This window comes from Nonomuraea sp. NPDC049725 (assembly GCF_040674795.1).
GTDB classification, from domain to species: Bacteria; Actinomycetota; Actinomycetes; order Streptosporangiales; family Streptosporangiaceae; genus Nonomuraea; species Nonomuraea ceibae.
Window position 1 is genome coordinate 20,430 of the sequence record NZ_JBFANJ010000013.1, and the last position, 16,992, is coordinate 37,421.

Annotated in this window: 17 protein-coding genes and 2 pseudogenes; 9 read left to right on the forward strand and 10 right to left on the reverse strand. The window is 74.7% G+C overall.

Annotated elements, in window-relative coordinates; translation table 11 throughout:
• Positions 1–32 precede the first annotated feature (32 nt).
• Both AB0J53_RS30420 and AB0J53_RS30425 read left to right on the forward strand, forming a co-directional pair.
• Positions 33–1,253, forward strand: a complete 1,221-nt coding sequence (locus tag AB0J53_RS30420; protein WP_364178857.1) for an amidohydrolase family protein — start codon at positions 33–35, stop codon at positions 1,251–1,253.
• 119 nt (positions 1,254–1,372) lie between these two features.
• On the forward strand, positions 1,373–1,687 hold the full coding sequence (locus tag AB0J53_RS30425; RefSeq protein WP_364178860.1) for a hypothetical protein: 315 nt from the start codon (positions 1,373–1,375) through the stop codon (positions 1,685–1,687).
• Here the strand turns inward: AB0J53_RS30425 and AB0J53_RS30430 are convergent.
• Positions 1,666–2,874, reverse strand: a complete 1,209-nt coding sequence (locus tag AB0J53_RS30430) for an MFS transporter (RefSeq protein WP_364178863.1) — start codon at positions 2,872–2,874, stop codon at positions 1,666–1,668. The genes AB0J53_RS30425 and AB0J53_RS30430 overlap by 22 nt on opposite strands.
• Positions 2,875–2,920: 46 nt before the next feature.
• Here AB0J53_RS30430 and AB0J53_RS30435 point away from each other — a divergent pair, with 46 nt between their 5' ends.
• The 4 genes from AB0J53_RS30435 to AB0J53_RS30450 are packed head-to-tail and all read left to right on the forward strand — an operon-like array spanning position 2,921 to position 5,579.
• Complete coding sequence (locus AB0J53_RS30435; protein ID WP_364178866.1) at positions 2,921–3,967, forward strand: ROK family transcriptional regulator; 1,047 nt, start codon at positions 2,921–2,923, stop codon at positions 3,965–3,967.
• Between the two features lie 52 nt (positions 3,968–4,019).
• Positions 4,020–4,673, forward strand: coding sequence for a class I SAM-dependent methyltransferase (locus AB0J53_RS30440; protein ID WP_364178868.1), 654 nt, complete (start codon positions 4,020–4,022; stop codon positions 4,671–4,673).
• Between the two features lie 43 nt (positions 4,674–4,716).
• Positions 4,717–5,040: a multidrug efflux SMR transporter gene (locus tag AB0J53_RS30445; RefSeq protein WP_364178870.1), complete on the forward strand. Its 324-nt coding sequence runs from the start codon at positions 4,717–4,719 to the stop codon at positions 5,038–5,040.
• The gene (locus AB0J53_RS30450) at positions 5,037–5,579 is read left to right on the forward strand and encodes a TetR family transcriptional regulator C-terminal domain-containing protein (protein ID WP_364178872.1); all 543 of its coding nucleotides are present in this window, start codon (positions 5,037–5,039) and stop codon (positions 5,577–5,579) included. Before AB0J53_RS30445 ends, AB0J53_RS30450 begins: the two co-directional genes overlap by 4 nt.
• On the opposite strand, the gene AB0J53_RS30455 is transcribed toward AB0J53_RS30450, so the two are convergent.
• The gene (locus AB0J53_RS30455) at positions 5,570–6,283 is read right to left on the reverse strand and encodes an SRPBCC domain-containing protein (protein ID WP_364178874.1); all 714 of its coding nucleotides are present in this window, start codon (positions 6,281–6,283) and stop codon (positions 5,570–5,572) included. The genes AB0J53_RS30450 and AB0J53_RS30455 overlap by 10 nt on opposite strands.
• 1 nt (position 6,284) lies before the next feature.
• Positions 6,285–6,869, reverse strand: coding sequence for a helix-turn-helix domain-containing protein (locus AB0J53_RS30460; RefSeq protein ID WP_219508120.1), 585 nt, complete (start codon positions 6,867–6,869; stop codon positions 6,285–6,287).
• 108 nt (positions 6,870–6,977) lie between these two features.
• Here AB0J53_RS30460 and AB0J53_RS30465 point away from each other — a divergent pair, with 108 nt between their 5' ends.
• Positions 6,978–8,102, forward strand: a complete 1,125-nt coding sequence (locus tag AB0J53_RS30465; RefSeq protein ID WP_364178876.1) for a winged helix DNA-binding domain-containing protein — start codon at positions 6,978–6,980, stop codon at positions 8,100–8,102.
• Between the two features lie 474 nt (positions 8,103–8,576).
• On the opposite strand, the gene add is transcribed toward AB0J53_RS30465, so the two are convergent.
• Positions 8,577–9,533 (reverse strand): adenosine deaminase, encoded by a 957-nt coding sequence (add, locus tag AB0J53_RS30470; protein WP_219508117.1) that lies wholly within the window; start codon positions 9,531–9,533, stop codon positions 8,577–8,579.
• Positions 9,534–9,558: 25 nt separating this feature from the next.
• Positions 9,559–10,320 carry a class I SAM-dependent methyltransferase gene (locus tag AB0J53_RS30475; RefSeq protein WP_219508115.1) on the reverse strand — a complete coding sequence of 254 codons (762 nt, stop codon included), beginning with the start codon at positions 10,318–10,320 and terminating at the stop codon, positions 9,559–9,561.
• 145 nt (positions 10,321–10,465) lie between these two features.
• Between AB0J53_RS30475 and AB0J53_RS30480 the strand changes: the two genes are divergently transcribed.
• Both AB0J53_RS30480 and AB0J53_RS30485 read left to right on the forward strand, forming a co-directional pair.
• Positions 10,466–11,230 carry a protein phosphatase 2C domain-containing protein gene (locus AB0J53_RS30480; protein WP_364178879.1) on the forward strand — a complete coding sequence of 255 codons (765 nt, stop codon included), beginning with the start codon at positions 10,466–10,468 and terminating at the stop codon, positions 11,228–11,230.
• Between the two features lie 199 nt (positions 11,231–11,429).
• A pseudogene (locus AB0J53_RS30485) lies at positions 11,430–12,335 on the forward strand (RNA polymerase sigma factor); the annotation flags it as partial.
• 4 nt (positions 12,336–12,339) lie between these two features.
• Here AB0J53_RS30485 and AB0J53_RS30490 read toward each other — a convergent pair.
• The 5 genes and pseudogenes from AB0J53_RS30490 to AB0J53_RS30510 form a co-directional block, all read right to left on the reverse strand.
• Positions 12,340–12,486 (reverse strand): zinc-binding dehydrogenase, encoded by a 147-nt coding sequence (locus AB0J53_RS30490; protein WP_364179224.1) that lies wholly within the window; start codon positions 12,484–12,486, stop codon positions 12,340–12,342.
• 131 nt (positions 12,487–12,617) lie between these two features.
• Positions 12,618–13,169 (reverse strand): annotated as a pseudogene (locus AB0J53_RS30495) (zinc-binding dehydrogenase); the annotation flags it as partial.
• A 211-nt stretch (positions 13,170–13,380) separates the two neighbouring features.
• Positions 13,381–14,484 carry a winged helix DNA-binding domain-containing protein gene (locus tag AB0J53_RS30500; protein WP_364178881.1) on the reverse strand — a complete coding sequence of 368 codons (1,104 nt, stop codon included), beginning with the start codon at positions 14,482–14,484 and terminating at the stop codon, positions 13,381–13,383.
• A 17-nt stretch (positions 14,485–14,501) separates the two neighbouring features.
• Positions 14,502–15,932: a wax ester/triacylglycerol synthase family O-acyltransferase gene (locus tag AB0J53_RS30505; RefSeq protein ID WP_219508107.1), complete on the reverse strand. Its 1,431-nt coding sequence runs from the start codon at positions 15,930–15,932 to the stop codon at positions 14,502–14,504.
• 1 nt (position 15,933) lies between these two features.
• Positions 15,934–16,989 (reverse strand): winged helix DNA-binding domain-containing protein, encoded by a 1,056-nt coding sequence (locus AB0J53_RS30510; protein WP_364178883.1) that lies wholly within the window; start codon positions 16,987–16,989, stop codon positions 15,934–15,936.
• Positions 16,990–16,992: the final 3 nt, after the last annotated feature.

The following is a 16,992-nucleotide window of genomic DNA, read 5'->3' on the forward strand; positions in this document are numbered from 1 at the left end:
CTATCAGGCCCCCAATCATCTTGGAGGCAACCTTGCGTACTCTCATCACCGGCGTCCGGGTCTTCGACGGCGAGCGGACCGTCCAGCGGGCCGACATGCTCATCGACGGCGAGCGGATCGCCGACCCCGACGGCGCACCCGTGGACGTCACCGTCGACGGCTCCGGCAAGACGCTGCTCCCGGGCCTGATCGACGCGCACACCCACGCCTTCGACGGCGCGCTCGCCCAGGCGGTGGCGTTCGGCGTGACGACGGAGCTGGACATGTTCTGCCTGCCGTCGAACCTGGCCAGGCAGCGCCGCACCGCCGCCGAGCGGGACGACGTGGCCGACATCCGCAGCCCCGGCGTGCTGGCGACGGCCCCCGGCGGGCATCCGAGCCAGATCATGGCGGCCGAGGCGGCGAACCTGGCCCACCTGGGCGACGCGGCCGGGCCGTTCGACACGGTGGCGGGGGCGCACGAGGCCGAGGCGTTCGTCGAGGCGCGGCTGAAGCAGGGCGCCGACTACCTGAAGATCGTGATCGACGACGGCTCGACGGGCGGCCTGAGCCTGCCGACGCTGTCGCCGGGCACCGTGGCCGCGCTGGTGGAGGCCGCGCACGCGGCCGGACTGCGGGCGATCGGGCACGCCGTCACGGTGCGTGACGCGCTGGTGGCCCTCGACGCGGGCATCGACGGCCTGGCCCACGTCGTCAGCGACGCCGCGCCGGGCGGCGATGCGGCCGGGGACCTGGCGGCCAGGATCGCCGCCCAGGGCGTGTACGTGGTCAGCACCCTGTCCTACTTCGAGGCCGTCACCGGCGACGAGAGCGGCCTGGAGCTGGTGCGCGACCCGCGCGTGTCGGCCCGGCTGCCCGAGCGGCTCAGGACGGTCCCCGGCCGCGACCTGTCGGCGGTCCCGGTGCCGACGGCCGGATCGGTCAACGCCCTGCACTCCGCCCGCGAATTGCACCGGGCCGGGGTGCCGCTGCTGGCGGGCACGGACGCGAACATGTTCGCGCCGATGCACGGCGCCGGCATGCACCGCGAGCTGGTGCTGCTCACGCAGGCCGGGCTCACGCCGGAGGAGGCGCTGGCCGCCGCCACGAGCGTCCCGGCCCGCCACTTCGGCCTGACCGACCGGGGCCGGGTGGCCGCCGGGCTGCTGGCCGACCTGCTGCTCGTCGACGGCGACCCCACCCGCGACATCAAGGACACCCGCGCGATCTCCGCCGTGTGGCGCCGGGGCGTCCGTGTGACCCCCGCGGCCTGACTTGGGCGTATCTGACCAGGAGTAATACTCAATCGACGCCTGGGCGTGGCGTGTTATCACTCCTCCGGATGGATACGTATAGTGACGACTCAATGGCAGTTCGTGATCAAGGGGAGATCATGAAGGGTATTCTTATCGTCGCCGGGGGCGCGCTTCTGGCGGCGGCCGCCATGGCCGGTCCGGCCGCGGCGGACGTCAGCGACAGCTCGAACATGTGCTACTACGGCGCCGAAGGCTCCAGTTCGTGGCTCAACGTCGACCACAACTCGGTCAAGGCGGGCTCGAAGCTGTTCGAGGCCTGCAAGGGCCACCACCACTACTACAACCGGGACAACGACGACGACCGCGGCGACTACGGCGACTTCGGCCGCTGGAACAACGCCGACCGCTGGGAGGACAGCGGCTGGGACGGCTACGACGGCTGGCGCGACTGACCTGCCTCGCCGGCGCCGGTCTGGGATTCCAGGCCGGCGCCGGCCCATGCCCGCTCCCGGCGGGGCCGCAGCACGCCGGCGCCCGCGCCCATGACGAGCGTGACGCAGGCGAGCAGCCCGAACGCCACCGGGAACGAGGTGGCTCCGGCCACCCAGCCGGTGACGGCGGGCGCGGCCAGCCCTGACAGGTACGTGATCGTCGCCACTCCGGCGACGCCCTGCCCCGGTGTCGGCCCCGCGTTCCCGGCGGCGGCGAACACCAGCGGCACGGTGACCGCCACCCCGACGCCGACGAGCGCGAACCCGGCCACGGCCGCCGCAGGGACGTGGGCGGTGGCGACGACGAGCGCGCCCGCCGTGGCGAGCGCCGCCCCGCCCCGCACCGCGAGCACCGGCCCAAGCCGCCGCACGATCGCGTCGCCGCACAGCCGGGTGACGACCATGAACGCGGCGAAGACGGCGTACGTGGCCGCGCCGAGCCCTTCACCCGCACCGGTGACCTCGACGGTGTAGACGGCGGCCCACTGCGCCCCGGACAGCTCGGTGACCGTGGCACAGAGCCCGACCAGGCCGATCGCCAGGATCGCCCGCGACGGCACCGCGAACCGGGGCGGCGCCTGCTCCCCCGGCTCGGGCCGCACGTCGGGCAGCCCGCGCGTCACGGCCAGTCCCGCCAGCAGCAGCGCCCCGGCCATGAGCGCCAGGTGCGCCCGCGCGTCGATCGCCGCCGCCGCGACCGCCGCCCCGGCGCCGGCCCCGGCGAAGTTGCCGACGCTCCACATCCCGTGCAGGCCCGACATGATCGACCGGCCGCCCAGCCGCCGCTCGACGACGACGCCCTGGGCGTTCATCACCACGTCGCAGGCCCCGGCGGCGGCCCCGTACACGAGCAGGGCGGCGCACAGCCACGGCAGGCCGGGAGCGAGCGCGGGCAGCGCGAGCGCCGTCCCCCACAGCGCGAGCAGCGCCCGGGTGGCGACCCGCCCGCCGAAGCGGTGGGCGAGCCGCCCGGCCGTGGGCATCGCCACGAGCGCGCCGAGCGCCGGGCACAGCAGCGCGAGGCCGAGCACCGCGGGATCGAGGCCGAGGTGGTCCTGGATCCACGGCATCCTGGTGGCCAGGCTGCCGCCGACGGCGCCGTGGACCGCGAAGACCCCGGCGATCGCACGATGATGGGGGTGTCTCATGCGAGGTAAATTATCAGGCAGGGTTCCTAATGAATAGAGGGGCAACGTGCGCACCGCCACACCGAGTACGGCCCGGGCCATCAACGACCGGCTGGCCCTGGACCTGCTGCTGGAGCGCGGGCCGCTGACCGCGCCGCAGATCAGGGCGCTGACCGGGCTGTCGCGGCCGACGGTCTCCGACCTGATCGAGAGGCTGCAGGCCAACGGGCTGATCGAGGCGGGCGGCGAGGCCGGGGGCCACCGGCGGGGGCCGAACGCCCGCCTGTACCGGATCGTGGCCGGGCGGGCGCACGTGGCCGGCGTGGACGTGCGCCGCGACGCCGTCACCGTGACCGTGGCCGACCTGACCGGCGCCACCACCGGCACCGCCGGGCGCAGGGTGGGGTCGGGCGACGGCGCGGGCGACACGGGTGACATCGCCGAGCTGGTCGCCGGCGCGGTGGCCGAGGCGGCCGGGGGGCGGCCCCTGCACGCCGTGGTGGTCGGCGCGCCCGGCCTGGTCGACCCGCGCACCGGCGACCTGTCCCGGCTCAACGACGTGCCGGGCTGGCGCGGCAGCGTGCTGCGGGAGCTGCGGTCCCGGCTGGACGGGCCGGTGGTGCTGGAGAACGAGGTGAACCTGGCGGCGCTGGCCGAGCACCGGGAGGGCGCGGCGGCGGGGCGCGCCGACTTCGTGCTGCTGTGGCTGGACGACGGGGTGGGCGCGGCCGTGGTGCTGGACGGCAGGCTGCGCCGGGGGGTGTCCGGGGGCGCGGGCGAGATCGGCTTCCTCGACGCCGGCGGCGGGCCGCTGTGCGACGTGCTGAACGGCGCGGCCCTGCGCGGGCTGGCGGCCGGCGAGGTGGCGGCGCGGGTGGCGGCGGCGGTGTTCCCGGCGGTGGCGCTGCTGGACCCCGGCCTGGTCGTGCTCGCCGGGGAGGTCGGCCGGGCGGGCGGCGGCGAGCTGGCCGCCCTGGTGACCGACCGGCTGGCGGGGCTCGCGCCGGTGCCCGTCGAGGTGCGGGTCACGGCGATCGAGGACAACCCGGTGCTGCGCGGCGCCGTGGCGACCGGGCTGTCGACGGCCCGCGACGACCTGTTCGGCGCGCCGTAAGCCGTCGGCGGAACCTCTGGCCGCGCCACCGCCCGCGTGGTCGGCTCGGAGGATGGACGCTGCCTATGACGAGATCGCGGACTGGTACGAAGGGGTGTTCCTGACCGCCGGTGACCCCCTGGGCGCCCAGCGGGTGCTGCGGGAGCTGCTGGGCGAGGGCCGGGGCGTGTGCCTGGAGATCGGGTGCGGCACCGGCGTGCACGCGGCGGTGCTGCGCGGGCTGGGCTGGACCCCGGCGGGCGTCGACCTGTCGGCCGGGATGCTGCGGCACGCCCGCGACCGGCTGCCGGCCGTACGGGGCGACGCGGCGCGGCTGCCGGTCCGCGACGCCTGCGTGCCGGCGGCGGTCGTGGTGCTGGCGCACACCGACATGCCGGACTATCCGGCCGTGCTGCGCGAGGCGGCCCGGGTGCTGCGGCCGGGCGGCGTGCTCGTGCACGTGGGGCTGCACCCGTGCTTCTGCGGCGGGTTCGCCGACCGGGGCGACCCGGAGGCCGTGGTGATCCGCCCCGGCTACCTGGACCGGCACTGGACGAAGGAGTCGTGGACCGGCGAGGGGGTGCGGGCGAAGGTGGGCGCGAGCCACTGGCCGGTGGCGGAGCTGCTGAACGCCTTCGTGGCGGCGGGGCTGACGCCGGAGCGGTTCGCCGAGTCGGGCGGCCCGGTCCCGATGGTGCTGGCGGTCCGGGCCCGCAAACTTTTCTAGTACGCTTGTACATGTACAGACGTACTAGTCCGGAGGGGTCGTCATGGCTTACCTGTTCCTCGCCCTCGCCATCGCCGCCGAGGTGCTGGCCACCAGCCTGCTCAAGTCGACCGAGGGGTTCACCAGGCTGTGGCCGACGCTCGGCTGCCTGGCCACGTACGCCGCCGCGTTCTACATGCTCACCCAGGCGCTGACGCGAGGGCTGGGCGTGGGCTTCTCCTACGCCGTGTGGTCGGGGCTGGGCACCACGCTGATCGTGGTCATCGGCGTCCTGTTCCTGAGCGAGCCGCTGAACTGGGCCAAGGTCGTGGGCGTCGCGCTCGTGGTGGCCGGGGTGGTCACCCTCCAGCTCGGCGGTGCCCATTGAGCGCCGCGCGCAACCCGGCCGAGCGCCGCCGCCGCATCGTCGAGGCCGCCTGTGACCTGATCCCCGAGGTCGGGGTGGGCGGGCTGACGCACCGGCTGGTGGCCGCGCGGGCGGACGTCCCGCTGGGCGCCACGACGTACTACTTCAAGACGCTCGGCGACCTGGTCGAGGCCGCGCTGGAGGCGGCCGCCGAGCTGACCGCCGAGTGGCTGCACCGCTGGGCGGGCGAGCTCGCCTCCGCCGCCGACGTGCCGGCCACGCTGGCCGCGCTCACCGCCGCCTACCTGCGCGAGCGCGACCGGATGGTGACGTGGAACGAGATGTACGCCGCCGCCGGGCACCGGCCCGAGCTGCGGCCGCTGGCCCGGGCGTGGAACGACGGCCTGACCGAGGTCCTCGCCGCGCACGTCGGCCCCGAGGCGGCGCGCCGGGCCGCCGTGTTCGTCGACGGCGCCGTCCTGCACGCGCTCGTCAACGACGACCCGCTCGACCAGGACGCCCTGGCCGGGGCCCTGGCCGCGCTCATGGCTCAGCCGTAGAGCCGTTCCAGCCACGTACGCCAGGCCGGGCCCGGGTCGGCGGGGCCGCCGAACAGGTGGTGGGAGGCCACCATCGAGCCGCCCCTGCCCTGGATGAACCGGTAGAGGCCGTCGCCGGTGCGCACGCCGAGGGTCTGGGCGTTGGCGAAGTAGACGACGCCCGTCTGACCGGCGGGCTCCAGGAAGATCTTGTCGCCCGGCCGGGGGTCGCCGAGCTCCTCGTACAGGGTCCGCCAGGCGCGCGGCCAGTCGGTGACGGGCGGCCCGAACTCCGTGACCGGCGTGGCGGCCCGGCCGGCGAAGTGGCCGAGGTATTCGACCAGCGTGGCGAAGAACAGCGCGAGGCCGGTGGACATCGCCTCGTACTCGCCCTCCCAGTCGTCGCCCGGCAGGAAGCCGCTGGCGACCAGGCGGACGGAGGTGCTGCCCCGGTCGCGGCCCTCGATCAGGAAGTCGTAGGCGACGAAGCGCCCGTCGGGGGCGGGCTCGGAGCCGTGCGTGAAGCGGTGCGGCGGGTCGGCCGTGGTGACGACGGAGCCGGGCAGGGCGGCGCCGCCGAAGGCGGTGCGGACCACGCCGCCGTCCACCTCGTTGCGGCCCATGAACCAGGCGTCGATGCCCGGCCCGGTGGCGATGGCCTCCCACACCTGCTCGGGCGTGGCCTCGACCAGGGCCTCCTGGGGGATCTCGAACTCGTGGCCCATGTCAGCCCTCCTTGACCGAGGGGTGCACGGCCAGGACCAGGCGGTGATCGCGGCCGCCCTCGGCCGATTCGTCATGATATTTCGCGACCAGGGTGGTGACGGCCTGGGTCAGCTCCTCGGCGAACGCCGCCCGGTCGGCCGCCGACGCGAACCGCACCTCGCCGTCGATGGCGAACGTGGCCACCCGTTTGCGCGCCTCGGTCGCGCCGGTGATGAGCGCGCCCACGTCACGGACGAGCTGGGCGGCGAGCGCCAGCAGCCAGCGCGCCGACAGCCGGTCGGGCGACCTGGCCGGGTCGGGCTGCACGGCGGCCAGCGCCAGCGGCGAGATCACGAACGACGCGGCCTTGGCCTGCATCACCCGCTCGGTCACGTTGCCCTTCTTGCGCTCCTCGACGAGCTCGACCAGGCCGTGCTTCTCCAGCGTGCGCAGATGGTAGTTGACCTTCTGCCGGGCCAGGCCGACCTTGGCGGCCAGGGTCGTCGCCGAACCGGGCTCGACCAGCTCGGCGAGCAGCCTGGAGCGCATGGGGTCGAGCGACGCCTCGGCCGCCTCGGCGTCCTCGATCACTGCGACTTCGTGCATGGGGCCACGATGGCACCGAAAAAATAAGTTGTCAAACGTCCGCATCGCGGAAGCTGTCCTTCCGCATTGGTCACTACGGTGGCGGCATACGGAACGAAGGAGTGCGTGATGGTGGAGATGACGTGGCGTCAGGTCAGCGCCCGGCGGCTGGCCAGGGCGGGGCTGGCCGAGCCGGCCGCGGCGACGCCCGCTGAGATGGTCGCGGCCATGTGCGGGGCGCACGCGCAGGTGATGTCGGCGGCCGAGCTGTCGATCGCGCTCCGGCTGCGGGACGCCACGCGCGCGGACGTGCGGGCGGCGCTGTGGGAGGAGCGCAGCCTGGTCAAGACGCACGGGCCGCGCGGCACCGTGCACCTGCTGCCCGCCCGCGACCTGCCCGCGTGGACCGGGATGCTGTCCTCGCCGCCCGCCGGGAACGCCCTGTTCCCGGGCGAGAGGGGGATGACGGCCGAGCAGGTCGAGGAGGTGGTGGCGGCGATCGCGAAGGCGGTGGACGGCACGCACCTGACGATCGACGAGCTGAGCGACGCCGTGATCGCCGCCACCGGGCCGTGGGCGGGCGACCTGGTGATGCCTGCGTTCCAGGGCATGTGGCCGCGCTGGCGGCAGGCGCTGGGGGTGGCGGCGCACCGGGGCGCGTTCGTGTTCGGCCCGGCGCGGGGCCGCAAGGTCACCTTCACCGCCCCGCCGGAGGGCTTCCGGCCCGCCGCCGGCGACGACGGGCCGCTGCGCGCCTTCCTCCACGCGTACGGGCCCGCGACGCCGGAGCAGTTCGCCCGCTGGCTGGGCGCGCCGAAGGCGTGGGCCGTCGCGCTGTTCGCCTCGGCGGGGCTGGAGGAGGTGTCGTTCGAGGGGTCCCCGGCGTGGGTGCTGCCCGGCGACACCGAGGTCCCGGCCGGTCCGCCGTCCGGGGTGCGGCTGCTGCCGTACTTCGACGCGTACGTGGTGGCGGGGCGGCCCAGGGAGCTGCTGTACGCGGGGGCCGCGGCGGGGCGGGCGCTGTCGGGCGGGCAGGCGGGCAACTACCCGGTGCTGCTCGTGGACGGGCAGGTGGCCGGGGTGTGGCACCAGCGCCGCTCCGGGTCGCGGATCGACGTCACGGTGGAGCCGTTGCGCGAGCTGGACGCGGGCCGGCTCGGCGAGTTGCGCGAGCAGGTGGACCGGGTGGGTGCCATCCTGGAGGCCCGGGCGCGGCTCACCGTCGGCACGGTGACCGTCGGTCCGCACGCCTAGGCGCATTCTTGGCCCGTTTTTGGGCTTGAGGCCGGGCATCCGGCGGTACGCCCTCTGGGACAGCCCTGTGCGAGGAGTTCCGCGATGGCAGGCCAGCCGCATACCCGGGCCCGTCCCGCCTGCACCCGCCGCGCGCCGGCGAGGCCGCACGGAGGCCGCCGCGCGCCCGTGCCGGCCCACCGGGACCGGGCGCCCGCGCGGGCGTGCCGCGTGGCGCGCTCCCGGGCCTGGCGCTGCGTCTGGGATCCGCCGCGCTCCGCCCGGGCGGCGCGACGGCCCGCCGCGATGCCGCCTTCTGTCGCGAGACCGTCCCCCGCGGTGCGGCCGTACGACCGCGCCGTCCGCGCGTGCGGGCGGCCGGCAGCGCGGCGGCGGGTGACGGTACGCGTCCGAGCGGAAGGGCGGTGCGAGCCACGGCGGCCGCGCAGGGGCGTCAGGCTGCCGCGCGATCGTTTACGAACCGGGCGGGGAGGCTCAGGCCGCCAGCCACTCCTTGACCCCCGAGCGCAGGCGTTCCTTGAGCTCGGGGCGGGCGAAGGAGGCGTCGATCCCGGCCAGGGCCAGCTCCGCCAGCACCTCGTCCCCGTACCCGAAGACCTCCCGGACCCGCGCGTACTCGGCGGCGAGCTCGCTCTCGCCGTCGGTGTTGAGCGTGACGGCGAGCCCCGCCTCGCGCAGCCGCGGCAGCGGGTGGGCGGCGAGCGAGGGGACGATGCCGAGCAGGACGTTGGACGTGGGGCACACCTCCAGCGGGACGCCCCGCTCGCGCAGCTCCGCCACCAGCGACGGATCCTCCAGCACGCGGATGCCGTGGCCCAGCCGCTCGGCGTGGCCCAGCGTGAGGGCCTCGCGGACGCTGGCGGGCCCGGCGAACTCGCCCGCGTGGTGCACCAGCCGCAGCCCGGCGTCCCTGGCCGCGTCGAACACCTCGGCGAACGGGGCCAGCGGATGGCTCTCGTCACCGGCCAGCCCGATGCCGATCACCGCGTCGTAGCGGCGGGCCAGCTCGAAGGTGGCCCACAGCCGTTCGACGGGCCGGCGGCGCGAGTGGTCGAGCAGCACGCGGCACTCGACGCCGTAGCGGGAGCCGCCCTCGGCCAGGCCGTCGAGCACCGCCTCCAGCGGCATCTCCGGCGCGCCGAGCCGCTCGCCGTGGGAGGCGGCGGTGAACGTGACCTCGGCGTAGCCGGTGCCCTGGGCGGCCTCGTCGGCGCAGAACTCCAGGGCGATCCGGCGGAAGTCGTCCGCGGTGCGCAGCAGCCCGCGCACCAGCGCCCGGCGGTCGGCGAACTCGCGGAAGCTCGAGAAGCCCCGCTCGGCCCCCTGTCCGGGCAGGGCCTCGCCGCCGAGGTCGCGCACGGTCTCCGGGCGTACGGTGCTCTCCAGGTGGACGTGCAGGTGGGCCTTGGGCAGCAGGCGTACGTCTCTCACGCGCGCCACCCTAGGACACCGGCGGTCAGCTCCTGCGGGTGACCCGGATCTTCGACTGCTTGTGCGGGGTGCGCTCCCAGTCGTCCATGAACACCGCGTCGAGCCCGTGCTGCCCGGCCAGCCGCACCAGCGTCTCGGTGCGGTAGTAGAAGTCCTCGCGCAGCACTTGGTGCTCCTTGCCCTCGGTGCGGTCGAAGGTGAAGTCGAACCAGCCGTCGGGCCGCATGATCCGCCCGACGTGGGCGAAGCACTCGTCGATCACCTCCAGCGGCGAGTGCGAGAAGACGCTGTGCGCGTGCACGACGTCGAAGTGCTCGTCCGGCAGGAACGCGAAGCGCAGGTCGCGGACCGGGGTGAGGTGCGGCAGCTTGTCGCGCAGGCCGTGGTCGGCGACGGTGTCCTGCGCGGCCATGAGGATGTCGGGCGAGATGTCGATGCCGTAGTAGTTGCCGGTGTGCAGGTAGTCGATGAACAGGCGGCCGGCCCGCAGGTTGCCGCAGCCGATCTCCAGCATCCGGCACTCGGGCTTGAGCCCGTGCTCCAGCAGGTAGTCGAACTGCATCTGGCCCAGGGCCAGCCAGCGCTTGTGCGTGTGGGAGCCGACCGCGCCCTCGGGGCTGCGCGCCGTGTCGGACCGCATCACCGCCCGGTAGTAGGAGATGTGGTCGCGGCTGTGCAGGCGCAGCCAGGTGTCGCGGGCCAGCCGCCGCAGGTGCGGGATCACCTTGTGCGGGTGCCTGAGCGCGTAGGACGCCTGGTGCGCCAGGCTCGAACGGGGGCGTGTCACGAGGGGCACCGCCAAAAGTCAGTGGACTGGGCCTTCATGATGGGAATGTAAGTCAGCTACCCGGCCGTGCCCTCGGCTCACGTGAAAATCTTGGATGCCCGTTTGCCCAGGCTTTCTGGGCGGCGGAGCGCCCGCTGGGAGTTCGATGCCACACGTCCGTTACGCGACCGCCGCCGCCCCGGCGCGGGGCGGCGAGCACCGCAACGAGGACTACGTCGTCGCCGGGCCGTCGTGGGTGGCGCTGTTCGACGGGGCGAGCGCGCCGCCCGGCGTCCCGTCCGGGTGCGCGCACGACGTGCGGTGGCTGGTGCGGGCGCTGGCCACCGGGGTGGCGGCGCGGATGGACGGCGGCGAGCCGCTGGCGGACGTGCTGGCCGGGGCGATCGCGGACGTGATGGCGCGGCACGCGGGCACCTGCGACCTGTCGAACCCCGATTCGCCGTCGGCCACGGCCGCGCTGGCCCGGCTGCGCGGCGACCGGCTCGACTACCTGGTGCTGTGCGACTCGGCGATCGGGTTGCGGGGGCGCGACGGCGGCGTGACGGTGGTGCGCGACGACCGGCTGGACCACCTGCCCGGCGGGCGGCCGTACTCGGTGGAGCTCGTGTCGTCGCTGCGCAACCGGCCGGGCGGCTTCTGGGTGGCGAGCACCTGCCCGTCGGCCGCCGCGCGGGCGCTGACCGGCACGGTCGAGGCCGCCGGGCTGAGCGGGGTCGCGCTGTTCACCGACGGCGTCACGCGGCTGGCCGACTGGTACGGGCGCGCCTGGGCGGACCTGGTCGAGGGGGCGCGGGAGCCGGAGGCGCTGATCGCCGAGGTGCGCCGCCTGGAGCGGGAGCGCGGCCCGGTCAGCGGCAAGCGCCACGACGACGCGACGGCGGCCTGGATGTCCGTGAGTGCTGTCCTGTGAGCCGGCCCGGGCCGACTCTGAGACGGCGGTCACAACCTGTCGTAGGCGTTGGGTAGCTTGAAGGGGAAGACGCGCTTTGGAGGTCGATGGCCCGCCCCTGTGACGCCCGATCCCGTCCGACCCGAGCGAGGAGATTGTCTTGACCCAAACAGCAGAGGCTCTCGAACTGGACGAAACCCCCGCTGACGGCGTGTCCGTCAGCGCCGATTCCGTCAAGACATACCTGAAGGAGATCGGGCGGGTGCCCCTCCTGACCGCCGATCAGGAGATCGAGCTGGCCAAGCGGATCGAGGCCGGGCTGTTCGCCAGGGAGCGCCTCGACACCGAGCCCGGCCTCGACCGCGAGCTGCGGGCCGACCTGGAGTGGATCGCCGACGACGGCGAGCGGGCCAAGCGCCGCATGCTGGAGGCCAACCTGCGGCTGGTGGTGTCGATCGCCAAGCGCTATACGGGCCGCGGCATGCTGTTCCTCGACCTGATCCAGGAAGGCAACCTGGGGCTGATCCGCACGATCGAGAAGTTCGACTACCGCCTGGGCTACAAGTTCTCCACCTACGCCACCTGGTGGATCAAGCAGGCGATCACCCGGGCGATGGCCGACCAGGCGCGGACGATCCGCATCCCGGTGCACATGGTCGAGCTGATCAACAAGGTGGCGCGGGCCCAGCGGCGCCTGCAGATCGACCTGGGCCGCGAGCCCACTCCCGAGGAGATCGCGGCCGAGACCGAGCTCGACCCGGCGCGGGTCGTCGAGGTGCAGGGCTACGGCCGCGAGCCGATCTCTCTGCACACGCCGCTGGGTGAGGAGGGCGACAGCGAGTTCGGCGACCTCATCGAGGACACCGAGGCGGTCTCCCCCGCCGACGCCGTCTCCTTCACGCTGCTCCAGCAGCAGTTGCGCGCCCTGCTCGACGAGCTGTCGGAGCGGGAGGCGGGGGTGATCTCGATGCGTTACGGCCTGGTCGACGGCAAGCCGATGACGCTGGACGAGATCGGGCGCATCTACGGGGTGACGCGCGAGCGCATCCGCCAGATCGAGGCCAAGACGATGTCCAAGCTGCGTCACCCGTCACGGGCGATGGCGCTGCGCGACTACCTGGGCTGAGCCGCTACCGGGCCGCCGGCCGGTCCGGGCCGGCGAGCAGGAGCGACTTGCCGATCGTGCGGCGCTCCTCCAGCGAGACGTGGGCGTCGCGGGCCCGCTCCAGCGGGAAGGTGGCGCCGATGACCGGGCGCAGCCGGCCCCGGGCGACCAGGTCGAGCGCCTCGGCGAGCCACGCCCTGGAGTCGCCGGGTCGGGCGGCCCCGACGCGAGGGCGTTGACCGCGTCCACGCGGCGGCGCGCGGCCTCCTCGGCGTCGACCTCGGTGAGCCCGCCGTCGGCGGTGCCGTAGCTGACGAACCGGCCGCCGTCGGCGACGGCCTCGAACGCCGCGCGGCCGAGCCCGCCGCCCGCGCCGTCGAAGACGAGCCGGGCGCCGCCGCCGGTCAGGTCGCGGACGCGCTCCTGCCAGCCTTTCTCGCTGTAGTCGACGGTGTGCTCGGCGCCCAGTTCGCGGGCGAGGCCGAGCTTGCGCTCGCCCCGGGCGGCGGCGACGACGCGGGCCCCGGCGTCGCGGGCGAGCTGCACGAGCGTCGATCCGGCGCCTCCGGCAGCGGCGGTCACCAGGACCCACTCGTCCTTCTCCGGGGGTCCCAGCCGGGTGAGCATGAGCGCGGTGACGCCGTCGTGCAGGACGGCGGCCGCCTGCTCGAAGCTCACGTTCCCGGGCAGCTCGGTGAGCTCCTCGACGCCGGCGACGACCTGCTCGGCGTAGCCGCTGCCGAGGCTGGCGACGACGCGGCGGCCGGTCCAGCCCGGGTCCACGCCTTCGCCGGTGGACAGGACGGTGCCCGCGCCGCCGGTGCCGGGCACGTACGGGGGCGTTTTGGGGAACATCTCGCCGCCCCAGCCTCGGCGCAGCAGGGTGTCGAGGTAGATGACGTCGGCGGCGGCCAGCCCGATGACGACCTGGCCGGGTCCGGCGACGGGGTCGGGCAGCTCGGTGGCGGCGAGCACGTCGGGTCCGCCGAATTCACGCGCCTGGATCGCACGCACAGGGTTCACTCCTCGGAGTCGGTGTCCGTTTCGGTGGACCCAGCCTCCTACCTCAACTTTGGATGAGGTCAAGCGCGATCGCCGCGTCCTTCTCACCGGCGAAGGCCAGCAGCCGCGCCCCCTCGGCGGTCAGCTCCTCCATGACCGGGCCGGGCAGCGGCTGGAAGGGGCGCAGGCGCAGGGTGTCGTCCTTGAGGTCCCACATGCCCGCGACGAGGCCGTCGACCAGGAACGTCGGGTGGATGACCGCGCCCACGCAGACGGCCTTGCGCCGCTCGGCGGTCATGAGCCGGGACCGGTCGGCGTAGGCGACGATCAGGTTGTCGAAGTACGGCAGGAACCGTACGGGCGCGGGTGTCTCAGGGTCGGCCAGCGGGGCGTCCGGCAGGTCGTACAGGACGCGCCCGTCCTCGTCGCGGTAGGCGCGCAGGTCCATCGCCTCGATCACCGGGCGCAGCCGGGTCAGCCCGGACCACGCCTGCACGTCCATGACGCCCGCCGGGCCGAAGGCGGCCAGGTAGCGGGTGACCAGGCGTTCCACCGGGGGCGCGGTGTCGAGGGGGCGGCCGAGCCACTCCTCGGCGAGCGTGAACGGGACGGCGCCGCCCCGGTTCCACTCGCCGCTGGGCGGGGTGTGGATCACCGGGAGGACGGCCTGGACGGTCCAGTTGAGCGCGAGCCGGTCGACGCCGGGCCAGCGTTCGGCGAGCAGGTCGCGCACCTGGGTGCGGGTGAGGGTGCGCCCTTTCAGGTGGGCCCGGATCAGGTGGGCACGGGCCAGGCGGGCGAGCTCGTCGAGGTCGACGTCGCGCAGCGCGCCGCCGAAGGCGCCCCGCAGGCCGCGTGACAGGCGCGGCTGCAGGAGCGGCCGCAGCCACACGTAGTCGCCGGCCAGCGTCAGGTGCTGGGTGGCGCGCAGCAGTGACCCGCGCACGACCTGCCTGCTGTGGAGCAGGGAGGTGAGGTCGTCCTGGGTGAAGGACGACAGCCGCGACCAGAGGCCGTAGTAGGGCGGGTTGACGTCCTGCCCCTGGAGGGCGACCAGCCGTTCGACGGCCTGCGCGGGCGTCATGGCCGAGCGGGCGAGCAGGAGCTGGCGGTCGAGCGTCGTGCGGTTGAGCGTGCGACGGTCGAGTACGCGGCTGTTCGGCGTCATGACGCCCACGGTAGGGACTATCGCGGCAAGGGAGGTTCCGCGTTGAGGAGCTCGTCGAGGGCGGCGCGGAGGTCGGCGGCCAGCTCCCAGGCGTCGGGCACCATGTCGCGGTCGGTGATGACGCCGATGTCGAGCGAGCCGTCGTAGGAGAACGCGGTGATGTTGATGCCGCCGCTCACGTCGGTGATCACCGAGACCGGGTAGAGGCTGAGCAGCCGCGCCCCGCACACGTACAGCGGGAACTGCGGCCCCGGCACGTTGGAGACGCCGACGTTGATGGGCGGCGCGGTCTGGCCGACGAGCTCGAACGCCGAGCGGGCGGCCAGCCCCATGAGGGCGGCGGGCATCGACTCGCTGAACTCGCGCAGCCAGCGGGCCGGCGACAGCGAGAACCGGTCCTTGATCCGCCGCATCGCCTGCCGCACCTGGGCCAGCCGGGCGGCGGGGTCCTCCAGGTGCACGCCGAGCGGCGCGGTCATGATCGCGACCTGGTTGCCGGGCGCCTCGTCGCCGGCGGCGCGCAGCGAGAGCGGGATGCCCGCGATCAGCGGCTGGCGCGGGACGCCGCCGTGCGCGGCCAGCCAGCGGCGCAGCGCGCCCGCGCACACGGCCATCACCACGTCGTTGACCGTGACGCCGAACGCCTTGCGCACCGCCTTGACCTCCTCCAGCGGCAGCGAGACGAACGAGAAGCGGCGGTGCCGGGAGACCGGGCCGCTGAACGGGGTGCGCGGCGCGGGCAGCACGGGCAGCTCCGGCGCCTGCCCGGTGCCGGCCGCCTTGCGGGCCAGCCGGGCGGCGACGCTGCTGCCGGGCAGCCACGACAGGACGGGGATCTCGTCCAGGTGCGGCACCGCCCGGGCGGCGAACCGCACCGCCTGCGCCGGGTTGCGGGCCATCCTGGCCAGGCCGCGCGCCAGCATCTCGGCGCGGGGCGGCAGCGGCGCGTCGGGCTCCGGCTCGCCCGAGGGCGGCGGCGCGGGCTCGGGGCCGAGGTCGAGCAGCGCGGCCAGCACGTCGGCGCCGCCGATCCCGTCGACGGCCGCGTGGTGGATCTTCGTGTAGAGACCGGTGCGGCCGCCGGCCAGGCCGTGGATGAGGTAGATCTCCCACAGCGGCCGGCTGCGGTCCAGGCGGCGCGGGTGCAGCCGCGACACCTGCTCGGCGAGCTGCCGGTCGTCGCCGGGCGGCGGCAGGCCGATCTCGCGCACGTGGTAGTCGAGGTCGAGGTCGTCCTCGCGCACCCAGTACGGGTGGTCCAGGTCGAACGGGACGCGGGCGAGCTTGCGGCGCAGCGCGGGCACGTGCGGCAGCCGGGCCTCCAGCAGGGACTGCAGGCTCGCGCGGTCGAGGGGGCCGTCGAGCACGGCCAGGCCGGCGATGTTGGCGACGTTCGTCTCGGTCTCGAAGTGGAGGAATCCCGCGTCGAGGGCGGTCAGCTGGGCCATGTCAGTCCTCCGCGACTTCGAGCGTGCGCTGCGTGGCGTCGGGTTCGGCGAAGGCCAGCAGCGCCGTCGCCTCCTCCTCCAGGATGTCCGGCCGGTGCGGCGCGAACGGGGTGACGATCAGCCTGGCCTTCTTGCCCGAGCGCTTGATCTGCCACGTCCCGGCGGCGAACCCGTCGATCAGGTACGTGGCGCGTACCCGCAGGTTCTTGGTCGTGACCAGGCCGCGGTGCTCGTCGGCGACGAGCCGCCTGCGGTCGGCGTGGCCGAGGACGAGCGTGTCGAAGTCGGGCAGGAACCGCACCGGCGCCGGGACGTCGCCGCCCGGCCGGGGCGCGTCCGGCAGGTCGTACAGGACCCTGCCGTCCTCGCCGGTCAGCACCTCCAGCCGGTCGCGCATGCCGTCCAGGACGGGGGCCAGGCCGCCCAGCCCTGACCACGCCTGGAGGTCGGCGGCGGTGGCGGGGCCGAAGGCAGCCAGGTAGCGCTCGGCGAACGCCTCCGCCGAGGGCGCCGGATCGAGGGTGACGCCGGCCGGGGCGAAGGCGGGGTCGCGCGGGAAGCTCCACCGGTCCTGCGTCGGCACCATGACCAGCGGCACCAGCATCCGCACCGCGTAGCCGAGGTGCCGCTGGTCCGCCTCGGGGAACTCCTCGAGCAGCTTCGGCCGCAGCTCGTTGAACGTGTGCGGCCCCTCGGCGAGCAGCCGCGCGGCGGCGGCCACCACGGCGTCGGCGTCGACGCCCTCGAAGCGGCGGGCGGCGGCGGCCAGCACCGGGTGCAGCAGCGGCCGGAACGCGGCGTAGTCGCCGGCGGTCACCAGGTGCAGCGTGGCGCGGTGCAGCGTCGCGCGGACGAGCGTGCCGGCGTGCAGGTCGCGGTGCAGCTCGTCGCGGCCGAACCCGGCGAGCCGGGTCCACACGCCCAGGTACGGCGGGCGCGGCTCCTGCGCCTGGAGACCGGCCAGGCGGTGCACGACGTCGGCCGCGCTGCCCTCGTGGCGTCGCAGGAGGTGCTGGCGGGCCAGGGTGGCCCGGTTGAGGTCGCGCAGGCTGAGCATGAA